Origin of the sequence: Acinetobacter sp. 1424608 (assembly GCF_000588255.1) — a bacterium.
Taxonomy (GTDB): domain Bacteria; phylum Pseudomonadota; class Gammaproteobacteria; order Pseudomonadales; family Moraxellaceae; genus Acinetobacter; species Acinetobacter nosocomialis.
This window is the reverse complement of record NZ_JFXL01000034.1, coordinates 1-15,508: the sequence shown is the minus strand read 5'-3', so window position 1 is coordinate 15,508 and position 15,508 is coordinate 1. Positions and strand designations below refer to the sequence as shown.

Annotated in this window: 14 protein-coding genes and 6 pseudogenes; 11 read left to right on the top strand and 9 right to left on the bottom strand. The window is 38.7% G+C overall.

From position 1 onward, the window contains the following. From J678_RS22340 to J678_RS22330, 5 genes and pseudogenes are all read left to right on the top strand, one after another. Positions 1-759, top strand: a 759-nt coding sequence (locus J678_RS22340; protein WP_032027546.1) for a Tn3 family transposase, incomplete at its 5' end; no start/stop codon positions are given. A gap of 16 nt (positions 760-775) precedes the next feature. After that, positions 776-994, top strand: a pseudogene (locus J678_RS0104715) (ATP-binding protein); the annotation flags it as partial. Positions 995-1,111: 117 nt separating this feature from the next. After that, positions 1,112-1,465 carry a recombinase family protein gene (locus J678_RS22335; RefSeq protein ID WP_009516421.1) on the top strand — a complete coding sequence of 118 codons (354 nt, stop codon included), beginning with the start codon at positions 1,112-1,114 and terminating at the stop codon, positions 1,463-1,465. A gap of 33 nt (positions 1,466-1,498) precedes the next feature. Further along, a pseudogene (locus tag J678_RS23470) lies at positions 1,499-1,744 on the top strand (HNH endonuclease signature motif containing protein); the annotation flags it as partial. Positions 1,745-2,296: 552 nt separating this feature from the next. Next, on the top strand, positions 2,297-3,529 hold the full coding sequence (locus J678_RS22330; RefSeq protein ID WP_009513514.1) for an ATP-binding protein: 1,233 nt from the start codon (positions 2,297-2,299) through the stop codon (positions 3,527-3,529). Positions 3,530-3,800: 271 nt separating this feature from the next. On the opposite strand, the gene J678_RS22325 is transcribed toward J678_RS22330, so the two are convergent. Beyond that, positions 3,801-4,130 carry a DUF4236 domain-containing protein gene (locus J678_RS22325; protein WP_000506885.1) on the bottom strand — a complete coding sequence of 110 codons (330 nt, stop codon included), beginning with the start codon at positions 4,128-4,130 and terminating at the stop codon, positions 3,801-3,803. A 208-nt stretch (positions 4,131-4,338) separates the two neighbouring features. On the opposite strand from J678_RS22325, the gene J678_RS22320 reads away from it, so the two are divergent. The 3 genes from J678_RS22320 to J678_RS22310 are packed head-to-tail and all read left to right on the top strand — an operon-like array spanning position 4,339 to position 6,213. Continuing rightward, positions 4,339-5,205 carry a WYL domain-containing protein gene (locus J678_RS22320; protein WP_031956490.1) on the top strand — a complete coding sequence of 289 codons (867 nt, stop codon included), beginning with the start codon at positions 4,339-4,341 and terminating at the stop codon, positions 5,203-5,205. Between the two features lie 10 nt (positions 5,206-5,215). Then, on the top strand, positions 5,216-5,728 hold the full coding sequence (locus tag J678_RS22315) for a BrxA family protein (RefSeq protein ID WP_009387007.1): 513 nt from the start codon (positions 5,216-5,218) through the stop codon (positions 5,726-5,728). Further along, positions 5,707-6,213 (top strand): S16 family serine protease, encoded by a 507-nt coding sequence (locus tag J678_RS22310; RefSeq protein WP_009386988.1) that lies wholly within the window; start codon positions 5,707-5,709, stop codon positions 6,211-6,213. The genes J678_RS22315 and J678_RS22310 overlap by 22 nt, the downstream gene beginning before the upstream one ends. A 123-nt stretch (positions 6,214-6,336) precedes the next feature. Here the strand turns inward: J678_RS22310 and J678_RS22305 are convergent. From J678_RS22305 to J678_RS24000, 4 genes and pseudogenes are all read right to left on the bottom strand, one after another. Continuing rightward, positions 6,337-6,549, bottom strand: a pseudogene (locus J678_RS22305) (hypothetical protein); the annotation flags it as partial. Next, positions 6,534-6,692, bottom strand: a pseudogene (locus J678_RS23465) (IS5/IS1182 family transposase); the annotation flags it as partial. The pseudogenes J678_RS23465 and J678_RS22305, both read right to left, overlap by 16 nt. 254 nt (positions 6,693-6,946) lie before the next feature. Beyond that, positions 6,947-7,651, bottom strand: a complete 705-nt coding sequence (locus J678_RS22300; protein WP_001067784.1) for an IS6-like element IS1006 family transposase — start codon at positions 7,649-7,651, stop codon at positions 6,947-6,949. Positions 7,652-7,830: 179 nt separating this feature from the next. Continuing rightward, positions 7,831-8,064, bottom strand: a pseudogene (locus J678_RS24000) (hypothetical protein); the annotation flags it as partial. 4 nt (positions 8,065-8,068) lie between these two features. Here J678_RS24000 and J678_RS22295 point away from each other — a divergent pair. Both J678_RS22295 and J678_RS22290 read left to right on the top strand, forming a co-directional pair. Continuing rightward, positions 8,069-8,980: pseudogene (locus J678_RS22295) on the top strand (IS3 family transposase); the annotation flags it as partial. Positions 8,981-9,047: 67 nt separating this feature from the next. Beyond that, on the top strand, positions 9,048-9,560 hold the full coding sequence (locus tag J678_RS22290; RefSeq protein ID WP_004761014.1) for a cytochrome b: 513 nt from the start codon (positions 9,048-9,050) through the stop codon (positions 9,558-9,560). A 154-nt stretch (positions 9,561-9,714) separates the two neighbouring features. Here J678_RS22290 and J678_RS22285 read toward each other — a convergent pair whose 3' ends face one another. The 4 genes from J678_RS22285 to J678_RS22270 form a co-directional block, all read right to left on the bottom strand. Then, positions 9,715-10,416 (bottom strand): VIT1/CCC1 transporter family protein, encoded by a 702-nt coding sequence (locus J678_RS22285; RefSeq protein ID WP_004761016.1) that lies wholly within the window; start codon positions 10,414-10,416, stop codon positions 9,715-9,717. Between the two features lie 158 nt (positions 10,417-10,574). Continuing rightward, positions 10,575-11,279 (bottom strand): IS6-like element IS1008 family transposase, encoded by a 705-nt coding sequence (locus J678_RS22280; RefSeq protein WP_001067790.1) that lies wholly within the window; start codon positions 11,277-11,279, stop codon positions 10,575-10,577. A gap of 543 nt (positions 11,280-11,822) precedes the next feature. Beyond that, on the bottom strand, positions 11,823-12,110 hold the full coding sequence (locus J678_RS22275) for a hypothetical protein (RefSeq protein ID WP_000908082.1): 288 nt from the start codon (positions 12,108-12,110) through the stop codon (positions 11,823-11,825). A gap of 2 nt (positions 12,111-12,112) precedes the next feature. Further along, a complete protein-coding gene (locus tag J678_RS22270; protein WP_000585007.1) occupies positions 12,113-12,751 on the bottom strand; it encodes an AAA family ATPase in 639 nt (212 codons plus the stop codon). 402 nt (positions 12,752-13,153) lie between these two features. Between J678_RS22270 and repM the strand changes: the two genes are divergently transcribed. Beyond that, positions 13,154-14,092, top strand: coding sequence for a replication initiation protein RepM (gene repM / locus J678_RS22265; RefSeq protein ID WP_002046604.1), 939 nt, complete (start codon positions 13,154-13,156; stop codon positions 14,090-14,092). The last annotated feature ends 1,416 nt before the right edge of the window (positions 14,093-15,508 follow it).

The window sequence follows — 15,508 nt, the reverse complement described above, 5'->3', positions numbered from 1 at the left end:
GGGCTGCTGTATCACGAGTCTGATTTACGCATCGAGGAACACTACACCGATACGGCTGGATTCACCGACCATGTTTTTGCACTCATGCACATGCTAGGGTTTCGATTTGCACCACGAATTCGTGATCTGGGCGATACGAAACTCTATATTCCAAAGTCAGACATAGACTATGCCGCACTTAAACCCATGATTGGCGGCACACTGAATATCAAACAGATTCGTACTCATTGGGACGATATTTTGCGTCTGGCCGCATCAATCAAGCAAGGGACTGTCACAGCGTCGCTAATGCTACGTAAACTCGGTAGTTATCCACGACAGAATGGTTTGGCATTGGCATTACGAGAGCTGGGGCGTATTGAGCGCACACTGTTTATCTTGGATTGGTTGCAAAGCGTAGAACTACGCCGTCGGGTTCAAGCTGGATTAAATAAAGGTGAAGCCCGTAATGCATTAGCGCGCGCCGTTTTCTTTTATCGATTGGGTGAGATTCGAGATCGAAGCTTTGAGCAACAGCGTTATCGAGCCAGTGGCTTGAATCTAGTGACCGCCGCCATTGTATTGTGGAACACGGTTTATTTAGAGAGAGCGACTAACGCCCTACGAGGGCATGGTCGCACAGTCGATGATACCTTGCTGCAATATCTGTCACCGCTGGGGTGGGAGCACATCAATTTAACTGGGGATTATCTATGGCGAAGCAAAGCCAAGATAGGTGGTGGAAAATTTAGGCCATTGCGCGCAATTGAAAAACCTTAGCGTGCTATATTTTCCGTTTCCTGAGACGACCCCTATCATTACGACGAACTTGAGCTTCTCGGAATGGAGCAATGTATTTGGTGATGCTAAGTTGACGACTGCACTGCTGGATCGACTGACTCATCATTGCCATATCATCGAAACGGGTAATGAATCCTATCGTTTTAAGCAAAGCACGGAGGAAGCCAAGCAGCGTATAAAGAAACGAGAAGCAGAGAAAGGAGAGTTATTTTAACCGTCGATCAGTGAAGAAAAAGCAACAGCAATTGATCGATTTATCCACAGCAGTGTAGTACGCTACATTGCTTAAATGCCTGGTCAATATTCAACGAGCATCGCTGGTCAATATTAAGTGAGCGTCAACAATCTTGGGCATTTCGGGGTATCTCTGGTGGCACAAACAGGTTTGCAGTTTGACCTTTCCACATCTCAGGGAAAGCTCATGGCTTCTGTGATGTCTGCATTAGCAGAGTTTGAGGGAGATTTACTACGTGAACGTGTGCGCTCTGGTGTAGCAGCGGCACAAGCGCGTGGCGTTGTGTTTGGTCGTCGTCCTGGTCAACGTACCAAGTCAGATCGTCTGGCACCTAAAGTGTTGGAGTTGGTGTCTGCTGGACACTCTTATCGACAAGTCGGTCGGCTGGTCAATCTAAGCAAAAATACCGTGTTGGATATCGTTAAAAGAAGTCGGAGTGAAAATCCTTAGCGTGCTATATTTTCCGTTTCCTGAGACGACCCCTTTTCGGCATTAACCAAGAGTCTGCTTAAGCACAATTTTCTGGTGGGTAATCATAACTTTTGCCTCATTTGTGATGGATTGATCTATCTTGATTCTACTGAATCGGATCATCGGATTGCCAAAGCCGTAGGTGGGCAAGGTGTTCTAGAGAATGGTCTGCTGGTTCATCCCATCTGTAATAGAATGAAATCAGATCTGAGTCTGGAAGAGATTAGAGCGGATTTGTTTGGTGAATTACTGTATTAATCAACAGAGCGATGAGCTCATTTTTGCAGATGTATCAATGATTAATCACATGATTTAACTTTTGATACATTCAGCCAATGTGGTTATTTTTAATTCAGTCCAGAATCACAACCAGAAACTAGCTGTAGTTTCTGAATGACCGTCAAGGTCCTTAGTTTCGCCCATAGATTCCCTCTGTGGGCTTTTTTTTTGATCAAAAATTGTATAGATGCTCTAAAATAAACCTTTTAGCATTTCATAAGCAATTAGGATTAAGGCTGAGACCATCAGCACAACAAAAATGAGTTCCACTCTAGTTAACATCTTAGTTCCATTTACTTTTCACTTAATTTATATAGCAGTTAACTCGTAGCATCAATGAAATAACATGACATGGAAAATAATCAAAAAGACAGAATTTGGATTTTGATCAGATCTGCATGTTTACATGCTTCTACAGTAGCTTTGAATGTTTCACTTAACCTTTAAACTTTTCTTAAAACTAAATATATTTACATATACATTCTAAAATTTGATAGAATTTATTAAAACTTTAGATTCTAAGTGTAAATAATGAGAAGCGCTAATATTCGACGTGATGGCTACTTAAAATTTCTGAATACATGGCAAGACCGTGATGTCATTAAAGTACTTTCAGGTGTGCGTCGCTCTGGAAAATCCACCTTATTGGCGATGTTTCAACAAGACCTAAAAGCACAGGGTGTACAAGCCGAAAACATCATTGCCATCAACTTCGAATTTATGGAATTTGAAGAACTCACCGATTACCGTAAACTACATGATTATGTATTGTCCAAAGTTGATAAAAGTAAAAAAAACTATGTTTTTTTAGATGAAATACAACATGTTACAAATTTTGAGAAAGTAGTCGACTCTTTATATGTTCGGGATTATATCGATTTATATATTACAGGTTCAAATGCATTCTTTCTAAGTGGAGAACTTGCGACGTTACTCACAGGACGCTATATCGAGCAACATGTTTTACCCTTGTCATTCCAAGAGTTTAAACAGTGGCATATTGAAAATAATCCGATCATCCAACAATTATCCAATCGTGATTTGTATGCCATGTACACGCACAGTAGTTTCCCCTATACGCTTGCCATGACTAGTCAGCAGGAAACCTATGATTACTTGCAAGCGGTCTATGCCAGTGTAATGTTTAAAGATGTTATTCCTCGTTTGAATACTGCTGATATTAACTCTCTCGAGCGTGTCGCAAGATATTTGGCAAGCGTGACAGGCTCACCCATTTCCATCAATAAAATTAAAAATACCTTTGTTTCAAGCGGGGTTAAAATCTCATTTGAAACAGTAAAACGCTATATTCAGGGCTTACAGGACAGTTTGTTATTTTATAGTGCCGCACAATTTAAAGTACGCGGGCGTGAGTTATTACAATCCTCTGAAAAATACTATTTAGTTGATGTCGGATTGCGCCGGATTATGTTGCCTGATGCTAATGCTGATCAAGGTCATATCTTAGAAAATGTGATTTATCTTGAGCTTGTCAGACGAGGTTATACGGTCTATGTAGGGCGGGTTGATGAATATGAAATTGATTTTGTTGCTGTCGATACTTTACAGAATTTAACTTATTATCAGGTGGCATTAGAAACGCTCAATGAGGAGACACTCAGCCGAGAGTTACGTCCATTACAGAAAATTTCTGATTCGTATCCCAAATATTTACTTACCTTAGACACGATAGGGGCTGAAGCAAATTATAATGGTATTGTAAAAATGAGTGCTCTCGATTGGTTGCTATCTGAAAATAAGTAAAGTTGAGGGTAGACATGAATACTCTTATTTATTGATTAAAACTCAAAGACTTTTCAGCATCATCCAAGAATGTATTCAAGCATAATTTCTGCTCCAATTGTGATGGATCGATTTACCTCGATTCGATTGAGTCAGACCCTCATGATTGAGCCAGAGTCGCTTACTGAAAGTAGCGAGAATTGCGCTGGAGTTTCTGAAGGATATTAATTCCTTAGTTTGCCCATTCATCCATCTGGGCATTTTTTTTGATTAAAATACAATGCGGTTCTTGCTAAAAAATGACGGCACCCACCATAAAACACAATATTCCAAAAATAATCCAAGGCCAGATCTTTGTCTTCGGTTGTTCTAAATTCTGAGGATTATATTCCGTGTGTTCTAGCGATGTCGGTTGTGGAACACGGGTCTTTTTAGAGTAAGGTTGGTGTTTAGAGTAAGATAGTCCCGTACCTGGAATGCCGACACTGGTTCGCGTACCTTTTTTCCCAATATTTAGAGAAGCACCAGGTTTGCCAATGCTGGCACTGCTGATGCCTTTATGGGTCAGATTAATTTTAAAACCCGGGAATAATTTAATACTTTTACGAAATCTAAAACCCATATTGCTCTCATTCTAAAACTTAGCTCAATTCACGCGCTATACCAGGATCCATGATCTGCTAGAGATCGTACTTTGACGGCTATCATCAGGATACTAGTATATTTTTTATCTGATGATTGCAATACTACCTTTAAATACCGTCAAAAATCTTTACTGTATATTTGCTGTAGGGTAATCTTAAAACTGCTATTTATTGACTGATTGGTATATGACGACAGATAAGCATGAGGTGCTTCTTAGGATGCGGGCGATCGAGCTCCTTGCATATTGGGAAGGTCGTTTGGTTACCAATCGTTTGATGAGCTGGTTTGGACTGAGTCGACAACAGGCTTCTGCGGATATCAAGCGCTATAATACGCTGTATAACCCCGATGCCTTGATTCATGATCCCTCAGTCAAGGGTTATGTGCCTAAAGCCAGCTTCCAGCCTGTACTGACTACAGCGCATATCAATGAATATCTCAATATGCTCTCGGGCTTGGTCAGTGAATCGCATGCCCTGATTGCGATGCCAGAACCGAATCTTGCAGCAGTTCAATTACCTGATCGCAGTGTGCGTCCTGAAGTCATCAGGGAAGTGTTGCGTGCCTGTCGAACACAAAGCTGTCTCAAAATTATTTATGCCTCCATGCAGAATCCGCAGTGGCATGAACGCATGATTTCCCCACATACCCTGGTGTATACCGGTTTTCGCTGGCATGTCCGTGCCTATTGCCATCAGAGCAAGCAGTTTAAGGACTTTTTACTCTCCAGAATTGATCGCACACCTGTTGTGGTGGCGATTGAGTCAGTAGACCCTGCTCAGGATCAGCAATGGCATGAAGAAATTGTACTGACGCTGATCCCGAATCCAAAATTGAATGAAGCTCAAAAAGCGCTGGTCGAAAAAGACTTCGGCATGCCTGATGGCAGATTACAGATTCCGGTGAAAAAAGCCCTGGCTCACTATACCTTGCAGCGCTATCAGGCCGCGATCACGCTGGCTGAGGCGGATGATGCCTTGAAATATCCCTTGGTACTACAACGCTCAGATATCGAAAAGCTGTCGTCTTACCTGTTTGATCAGGCCTCATAGGAGATTGGCCATGTTAGAACAATTTCATTATGACAGTGACCTGATTGGTGGCTCCCTGATGGTGCGTGAAAGCCGGCTGATCGCGGATCTGTTATTACGAGAAGCGACTCCAGAACAATGGCATCAGGCCATTCAGATTGACAATATTCTGCAAAAAAGAACTGCGGCTTCGGCGCAACGCAATGCCACCGCTATTCGCAAGCGCCTGGAGCGTTTAGAACCTGATTTCTGGAAAGCTTTGCGTGATGGCGATGATGAGCTGGCGACCCAGGTGGCTTTTTGTGGGGCTTTAGAACGGAACCTTTTACTGATTGAGTTTATGGAAACGGTGATGAGAGAGGCCTATATCTCTCAGGCTCAATACCTGGACAGTTATATCTGGTCAGATTTTCTGGAGAAGAACATTTTGTCTCAGTCAAAGAGCAGGGTGGAGGTGGACTTATTCCCGAAGGTCCTGCTAAACCAGGCTTCCTGTATACCATTGGCCTCAGTAATAAGGGCATGCCAGGCTTATACCGCTTAGAACTTCAAGTCACTAAAGGTTCAGGAAAATTGGCGACATCTGGCTTATGGAATTCAAGTAGTGCCAAAGAGCAGGTCAAGATTGCTTTTGATTACTTCAAGGCCAATGCATCCCGGATCTCGGGGGGGAGTAAGGTGCTGGAACATGATTTCCATTTACATGTGGTGGAATTACAGAATACCGGCCCGCTCAGCCATCTTGCTCTGCCAAGTTTAGTGGCTTTCGCTTCTGGCCTCTTAGGACGATCGGTTCAAAGTCAGATGGTGGTACTGGGTGATATGAGCTTGGGTGGTTCAGTGACACCGGTGGAAAGTATTGCCGAATGTCTGCAAGTTGCTTTTGATGCGGGTGCCAAGAAGGTTGCTTTGCCAATGAGTAGTGCGGCAGATATCCCAACGATTCCTGTGGAACTGTTTACCAAGTTCCAGACCAGCTTTTATGCAGATCCGGTAGATGCTGTGTTTAAGGGGCTAGGGGTGGATTAATTTCATATCTGTCTGGAAGAGTTACAGTAGATTGTTTTAAATTCAGTTTCTCAAGTTAAACACCATGTTGTAAAAGCATAATACTGCCTCTTTTAAAGAGCTAGTATTTTAGGGGGGATTACCCTTCATTTTTTCTTGATCAGATATCTGTTGTATTTTGACAGGATTTTGTTGATCTAAATATTTTTGATACCAAACACGCAATGTTTCAGGAGTACAACCGATTTTAGGATCAATAGCTGTGATTGCTGCCCAAGTAGAAGGATAATCTTTTTCAGATTCAATTAGGGTCTGTTGACATTTACTGTTCATAATTAAACCTATAAAGGTAGCCATAAAAATATACAGGCTAAGGCAACAGCACTTTGATAATTTCTTTTGAGCTTGTCATATCGAGTAGCTATCCCTCTAAATTGTTTTAATCTACAAAACATATTTTCAACTAAATGCCTGATTTTATATAAATACCAGTCCATATGATAACAATAAGATAACGATGATCTGACCAATTTAATTTCTTTGCAATTCGCTAAAAAATACACATAAGAAAAACCCAACCGAATATACTCAGGCTAGGTTTTATCTCATTATTTTTCAAGTCAGTTCTAGTGAAATTGGCTAAAATTCAGCTTGTATTTCAATGTCGAACTTAGAAGTTGTATTCAAGACCTACTGTGAAGTGGCACTGTTGCAAATAGAGATTTGAGTCGATGATGTTCCCTTTAAAAAGTACTTAGAGACCGAAAACCCTGTTGATTAGACACACTTCACCCTGAGGCTGACCATAATAAAATGACGATGCTTGTCCTTTACGTAGTGCACGCATGACTTCAATACCTTTAATTGTGGCATAAGCCGTCTTCATAGATTTGAATCCTAATGTGGCCCTGATGATCCGCTTTAGCTTGCCATGATCACATTCAATCACGTTATTTTTATACTTAATCTGCCTGTGCTCAAGGTCTGGTGGACATTTACCTTCCCGTTTTAACCGTGATAAAGCACGTCCATATGTGGGTGCTTTATCCGTGTTGATCACTTGTGGAATTTGCCACTTCTTCACATTATTTAAAATTTTTCCAAGAAAACAATATGCTGATTTGGTATTACGTCTAGAAGAAAGATAAAAATCAATGGTATCGCCACGTTGATCGACTGCACGATACAGATAAGACCATCGTCCATTCACTTTTACATAGGTTTCATCAATATGCCACGAGCTCAGATCTGTAGGATTACGCCAATACCAGCGTAAACGTTTTTCTATTTCAGGAGCATAACGTTGAACCCAACGGTAAATAGTCGTGTGATCAACATTCACACCCCGTTCGGCCAGCATTTCCTGCAGTTCACGATAGCTAATGCCATATTTACAATACCAGCGCACAGCCCAAAGAATGATTTCGCCCTGAAAATGCCGACCATGGAAAGGATTCATATGCTGCACCTTTAGCTAAAACAGTCTTCAGCTTACCATTCGTGGTTATTTGCAACAGTGCCCTTTTTAAAGGGAACATCATCGACTCAAATCTCTATTTGCAACAGTGCCCTCTAATCTTAACTTCAATTAAATGCTCAAATAAAAGAGTAATTATAAATGAGTCCTTGCGATTTAAGTTATTCATCGTCTTTGTGATGATCATTATCTAATAGCTTACAAGTAAAAATTATTGCTAATATGACTAGGCTAGAAGAAATACCAGCATATAAGTTGGCTAAAGTTCCACCAAAAACAACAATATCTTCTAAAAACAAGATGACTATAACTATAATAGATACATGTAATATAATAACTTTTAGATCATGAAACTTATTAATTGATAGTGTCTTAAGAAAAGAACTATTGTCAAAGAGAATTCTTAAAAAAAGCAGTAGCGTACTTTGCCAAAGAAAGTCAGTGAGGTACGCCTGCATGAAACAGTATAAAGATACATACCCAATCACCATAATGGCGAAGCTGTTAAAAGTTTCAGTATCAAGATTTTATGAGTGGTTGAAAAGTGGCTTAAGCCAAAAACAAATTCGAAGAAATCAGCAGACTATCATGGTGAAAATAGCACATCAGGAGACCAATGAAAGCTATGGCTATATTCGCCTGAGTAAGCATTTACACGCTCAAGGTGTTCAAATTAGCCAATATGCAGTACGTACAATAAAGAAGGTCAATAAACTCTTTTGCAAGCGCCATAAGCGCTTTAAAAGAACAACAAACAGTGATCACAACCGTCCCGTCTACAAAAACTTATTAGAGCAAAAATTTAACGTGAGCACTCCAAACCACGCGTGGGTAAGTGACATTACCTACATTTGGACAAACGAAGGATGGCTATATCTGGCTGCTTCAAAGGATCTTTATACAAAGCAGGTTGTTGGCTATAGTCTAAATGAACGTATGACAGCACAGTTGGTCTGTGATGCTCTTAAAATGGCTATTCGGAATCAAAAACCGCCACAAGGCTTAATTGTTCACTCAGACAGAGGCAGTCAATATTGCAGTCATGTATATCGAAATATGATTGAAAAATATGATTTTCAAGGTTCAATGAGTAAGCGTGGAGACTGCTTTGATAATGCACCAATTGAAAGCTTCTGGGGCATATTAAAGAATGAACTTATACACCATCGTACTTATGAAACGAGGGAAAAAGCGAAAGCAGATATTACAAAATACATAGAGCTATTTTATAATCAGCAAAGAATCCAAAAAGGATTGGATTTTAAGACACCAAATCAAATGGCAGAGGACTTTTACAGGTTGGCTGTCTAGAATCCTCCCAAGCGAAAGCCTCCGTTTTTATCAACACACATCAATATTTAAAATTCAGGAAAAAAATATGAACAATAATTATCCTAAACCTATGATAATAATGCACTGGATTACCTTTGTTTTAGTTGTAATTGTATATTTGACGAGTGGAGATCCAACAAGAACAGGTTTGCAGGGCCAGATTCATGTTATAGGTGGAATTTCAATATTTATTCTATTTTTCGTGCGGTTGAGTGTTGTTTTTCTCTATAAAAGAAGTATTCCTCAAAATGAGATCATTAATCCGTATCAAATAAAATTATTTAAAATTGTCAGATTTACGCTTTACGTAAGTTTATGTGTCGTTCCAATAGCGGGCTGGCTTGCATTATCGAGTTTCACTGATAACTTCCAAGTATTCTCTTTAAATTTGCCACTTTTGAGCAGTGTTAGAGAGGTTAAATATATTGGTCAGATGCATCAATTTTTAGGTAACTTCTTTATTACAGTCGTAGGTTTACATGCTTGTGCTGCATTAATCCACCATTTTATTTTCAAAGATAATGTATTAAAAAGTATGCTTTTTAAAAAAATGAAATGATTTAGATCTATAACTATAGAAAATAGGCATATTGTTCACCTAGAACAACATGCTTTATTGATATAAAGCATGTCAGATAGGTCAGGTATTTCTATAGACTTATTATCTATACTCCTCATGGAGTGGGAATATTTGGATTATACAAAAAAGGATCTTATGCCACCGCAACATTAAATAATGATCCAATCCAAGCACTGAATAACATGGCAATAATACCCCAAATCATTACCCGAATCGAACCTCTCCAAATACTGGCGCCGCCCGCATAACTGGCCAAGGCACCCATAATTCCGAGACTTAATACCCCAATCAGCATGACGCCTTTCTCTAAGTATCGCTCAGGCAGAAGCATAATTGAAATTAAAGGAAATAATGAGCCTACAGTAAATGCAATGGCTGAAGAGAAGGCAGCACGAAACGGCTGGGCAGAAGTATGATCTGAAATACCAATTTCATCACGCGCATGTGCATCTAAAGCATTGTGTGCAGTCAGTTGTTGCGCGACTTCTTGCGCTAAAGCGGGTTGTAATCCACGCTGTATGTAAATATTTTTTAGCTCATTTAATTCATGTTCAGGATGGCGTTGCAGTTCACGTTCTTCCATCTGCAGATCATTCTTTTCAATGTCTTGTTGCGATTTAACGGAGATGTATTCACCTGCAGCCATCGATGCAGCTCCAGATATTAATCCGGCGATACAGGTCACCAGTACAGTATGGGTAGATGCTCCACTGGCTGCGATTCCCACCACGAGACTTGTGACTGAAATAATCCCGTCATTTGCCCCCAGCACAGCTGCACGCAACCATCCCGCACGTTCGATGTAATGTTTTTCAATATGATAAGAATGGCGCACAAGGTATATCCTTTTTGTTATCAGGATGATTATAATAAATTTATTTCATCTGTAGAGATTATTATTGGCTAATTTCAAAAACCGTGATTAAAAGGCAAAAAAATTTGGCACTGTTGCAAATAGAGATTTGAGTCGATGAAGTTCCTTTTTAAAAGTGCTTAGAGACCGAAAACCCTGTTGATTAGACACACTTCACCTTGAGGCTGACCATAATAAAATGACGATGCTTGTCCTTTACGTAGTGCACGCATGACTTCAATACCTTTAATTGTGGCATAAGCCGTCTTCATAGATTTGAATCCTAATGTGGCCCTGATGATCCGCTTTAACTTACCATGATCACATTCAATGACATTATTTTTATACTTAATCTGCCTGTGCTCAATATCTACTGGACATTTTCCTTCTCGCTTTAACCGTGATAAAGCATGGCCATAGGTCGCTGCTTTATCTGTATTGATGACCCGTGGAATTTGCCATTTTTTCACCGTATTGAAGATCTTTCCTAAAAAACAATAGGCTGATTTACTGTTCCGTCTAGCGGAAAGGTAAAAGTCAATCGTATGACCCCGTTGATCAACTGCACGATACAGGTAAGTCCATCGCCCCTTCACTTTGATATAAGTCTCATCCATATGCCATGAATGTAAATCTGTAGGATTACGCCAATACCAGCGTAAGCGTTTTTCCATTTCTGGAGCATAACGCTGAACCCAACGATAAATTGTGGTGTGGTCAACATTCACACCTCGTTCAGCGAGCATTTCTTGAAGTTCACGATAGCTGATGCCATATTTACAATACCAACGAACAGCCCAAAGAATGATTTCACCTTGAAAGTGCCGACCATGGAAGGGATTCATCTGCTGTATCTCGAAATAAATAAGATATTTAGCTTATCATGTCAGCCTATTTGCAACAGTGCCTATGCGAGCAGTTACTTATACTGCTCTTTCTCATGTCCTAAAAGCCTTTGACCATGTCAAATCGCAACATTGAGGTTATCTTGTTTTGGAATAAGCGTGGTCATTGTATGAAAGTGTTGATACATGATGGACTGGGTATTCAAAGCTCTACGGTTGAAACAAGCAACATTTCACTGGACTCAAACTCATCATAGTGAAACAATTACAAGCATTGATTCAGAGTTTCGCTTGATAAAGAATTTGACAATGTGCATCAAACATCATGACATCAATTCAGTCAGCCAAGCTGAATAGCCTAGATCCGTGTCTGTGCAGAAAAGGACGCCTTCATATAAAATAACTCAAATAGATAAATTACCACCACACTGCTAGAGCCTGAGCTGAATTTAAAAATATCTATAGGGTTCACCGGGGACTTACAGTAAATTTAACTTGGATAAAAAATATCCCCCTTAAAAAAGTGGGATATTTTTAATTTATTTATTTATTTAATATTTCTTTTAATTCATCTGCACTATATGTCGATAAATTTTCTATAGCTGCTCGAACAATACTTGAACGATTTATTCTTGCATTTTGCCCTTTTACAACCAGCTCATCAATTAGTTTACTAATATCTTCATTGAGAGAAAAAGTGTAACGAATAAATTTTTTTTCACTTGATTCTAAAGCCTTTACCCTCTTTTCTGCACCAGATATAAATGCATCTAACATTTTATCTTGTTCAGTAGGTTCAGGTTTTTTGTTTAGCCCAGTTAAACCAGCCATAGTTATACTCCTAAAAACTCTCTTGCAATACTTTCAATTTCAGCTTTCGCTTTAGGATCACTATTTACTTCAAAAACCGAAAGCCCATTTTCATCTGCATCATCATAAACATTTCGATTTGTTGTGATTGAATTCAATGCATCAATACCAAATGATTTGCATGCCTCTTTTGCATCTAAAATTCTTTGAACTTGAGAAGGAAGAGTTGGACACTGAGTAATAATTGCTCTAGCTTTCAGATTTGGATTTACTGTCTTTGCTAATTTTAAAACTTGTTCCATATGATCTAAAGTTTTTAGATCTCTTCGTTTGGGTCTAAACGGCAATAACATATGTGTAGCTATAGTCATTGCTGAACGTAATGCTTCAGAATCCTGTCCACCTGCATCAATGATAATATCTTGGTATCTTTTATCTAAATCTTTTAAAACTGAACGTATATTCCCTGATGCTTGTACTGATGGAATATTATTTAATTCATCGTTTTCATCTCTTTCTTTGACCCAATCTGTTGTTGTTCCTTGAGGGTCAGCATCTAATAAGAGGACGTCTCTTTGACTTTGTTGTAAGTAAACTGCAAGATTTTGAGCTAAACAGCTTTTACCAGCACCGCCTTTTTCACCACCAACTAAGATAATCATAATTTATGTAAGTTACGTAAGTTTGTTTGTGTATAATTTAACGGTGATTTATGAAGTAATCAACTATCATGAAAAAAAAATTAAAAAAAAGTTATCCACAAAAGAATGGTCTTTTTGAATTTATATATATTTATTTAAATTTATTATTTATATCTCTGCTCAAAGCTTGACTAGCAAAGGGATACAGGAAGTATATGTTGACAAATTCCTACCAATAAGTTGACTTTTTCCTGTTTCTGAGTTGACATATTCCTACCAATAAGTTGACTTTTTCCTGTTTCTAAGTTGACAAATTCTGTGCATAAGTTGACAAATTCTTTTATTAAAAATACTTTCATTTGTGGACGTTAAGTAGTATTGTCAATATATCTATTTATAACATTTTCCTTAATATATCTCCCTATGAGTAACATAGTATATAAAGATAATAATTTGGTTGAAGCATCGTATTCACTAAATCTATCTGAGCAAAGGCTAATATTAATTGCGATCATTGCTGCTCGAGAAATTGAGAAAGAACTTACTTCTGATACTATACTTACGATTCATGCTTCTGAATACATGAAACAGTTTAATTTAGGACGTCAAGCATCTTATGAAGCGTTACAATCTGCATGTGATAATCTTTTTGAACGGCATTTGAATTATAAAGCAGTAGATCCTATAACTGGAAAAATAGGAATATACAAAAGTAGGTGGGTTTCAAAAGTTGGTTATGTTAAGGAAGAGGGATGCGTCCAACTAATTTTTGCACCAGATATTATCCCCTTATTTGTAAAACTTGAAGAAAAGTTCACAAGATATGAACTTAAACAAATCTCACCACTTACAAGCATTTATGCTATTCGCCTGTATGAGTTACTCATACGTTGGAGATCAACTGGTAAGTTATATATTTCTATAGATGAGCTTAGATCAAAACTCGGATTGATAGAAGATGAATATAAAAAGATGGGAGACTTTAAAAAAAGGGTTCTTACCGTAGCTTTAAATCAAATTAACAAATTTACGGATATTACTGTTTCTTATATACAAAAAAAGGAGGGAAGAAATATTTCAGAATTACATTTCATGTTTGAAGAAAAAGAACAAAATAAAACGAGTACAAGTGCTCCTTTAGAGCCAACTTATAAATTGACAGCTAAGCAATGTATATTCTTTGCTAAAAAGCTATGTGATATTACTAACTATCCAAAATTTGGTAATGATTTCGCACATCGTGGAGAGACTCTAGAAGACTTTCAGGAAAGGATATCAAGTGATCTTCTTGATAGCGATAATGTTAGAAAGTATTTTTCTTATTTGTTAGAAGTTGGTTATGCTCCTAAATACAAGAAGTAACCCTTTAGTTAATTGTCACTTTAAACAAAAGACCACGCCCTTTCATACTAAGTTTTTAATTAAGATTGCTTTCATGTGATTTTAATATGAATTAGCATAAGTTACATAACTTATGCTGGTTAAGTAACCACCTATCCTGCCTTTATAATTTATTGCTGCAGTTCTCATCATCATTGGAATAAGTGGACAGATTCCTGACACGGAATACTATAACTGAGGTCACCTAAATAGGATGCATAAGTTATGCAAGTTACGCCACTTAAATAAGTTAAGGCGCTAAAGCGATAAAAGCTACATGATAGCCAGTACTGAGCACTGGCGATCTAAGTCAATGCTGCAGTTCTCATCATCATTGGAATAAGTGGACAAATTCCTGACATGGAAATTGCAGCGAGATTGGCTAAAGTTACTGCACTGATTATCAGTCGAGATGTCGTTATTGATTATGCCTTATACGGAACTCCAGAATTAGCCCTCGTTGCGAACAACAAAGCCAGAAATCCTGCAGTTCCGCGGACGCTGATAAGTAGACAGATTCCTGACACGGAATACTATAACTTACATCACTTAAATAGGATGCGTAAGTTGTGTAAGTTACGCCACTTAAATAAGTTAAGGCGCTAAAGCGATAAAAGCTACATGATGGCCAGTACTGAGCACTGGCGATCTAAGTCAATGCTGCAGTTCTCATCATCATTGGAATAAGTGGACAAATTCCTGACATGGAAATTGCAGCGAGATTGGCTAAAGTTACTGCACTGATTATCAGTCGAGATGTCGTTATTGATTATGCCTTATACGGAACTCCAGAATTAGCCCTCGTTGCGAACAACAAAGCCAGAAATCCTGCAGTTCCGCGGACGCTGATAAGTAGACAGATTCCTGACACGGAATACTATAACTTACATCACTTAAATAGGATGCATAAGTTATGCAAGTTACGCCACTTAAATAAGTTAAGGCGCTAAAGCGATAAAAGCTACATGATGGCCAGTACTGAGCACTGGCGATCTAAGTCAATGCTGCAGTTCTCATCATCATTGGAATAAGTGGACAGATTCCTGACACGGAATACTATAACTGAGGTCACCTAAATAGGATGCATAAGTTATGCAAGTTACGCCACTTAAATAAGTTAAGGCGCTAAAGCGATAAAAGCTACATGATGGCCAGTACTGAGCACTGGCGATCTAAGTCAATGCTGCAGTTCTCATCATCATTGGAATAAGTGGACAGATTCCTGACACGGAATACTATAACTGAGGTCACCTAAATAGGATGCATAAGTTATGCAAGTTACGCCACTTAAATAAGTTAAGGCGCTAAAGCGATAAAAGCTACATGATAGCCAGTACTGAGCACTGGCGATCTAAGTCAATGCTGCAGTTCTCATCATCATTGGAATAAGTGGACAAA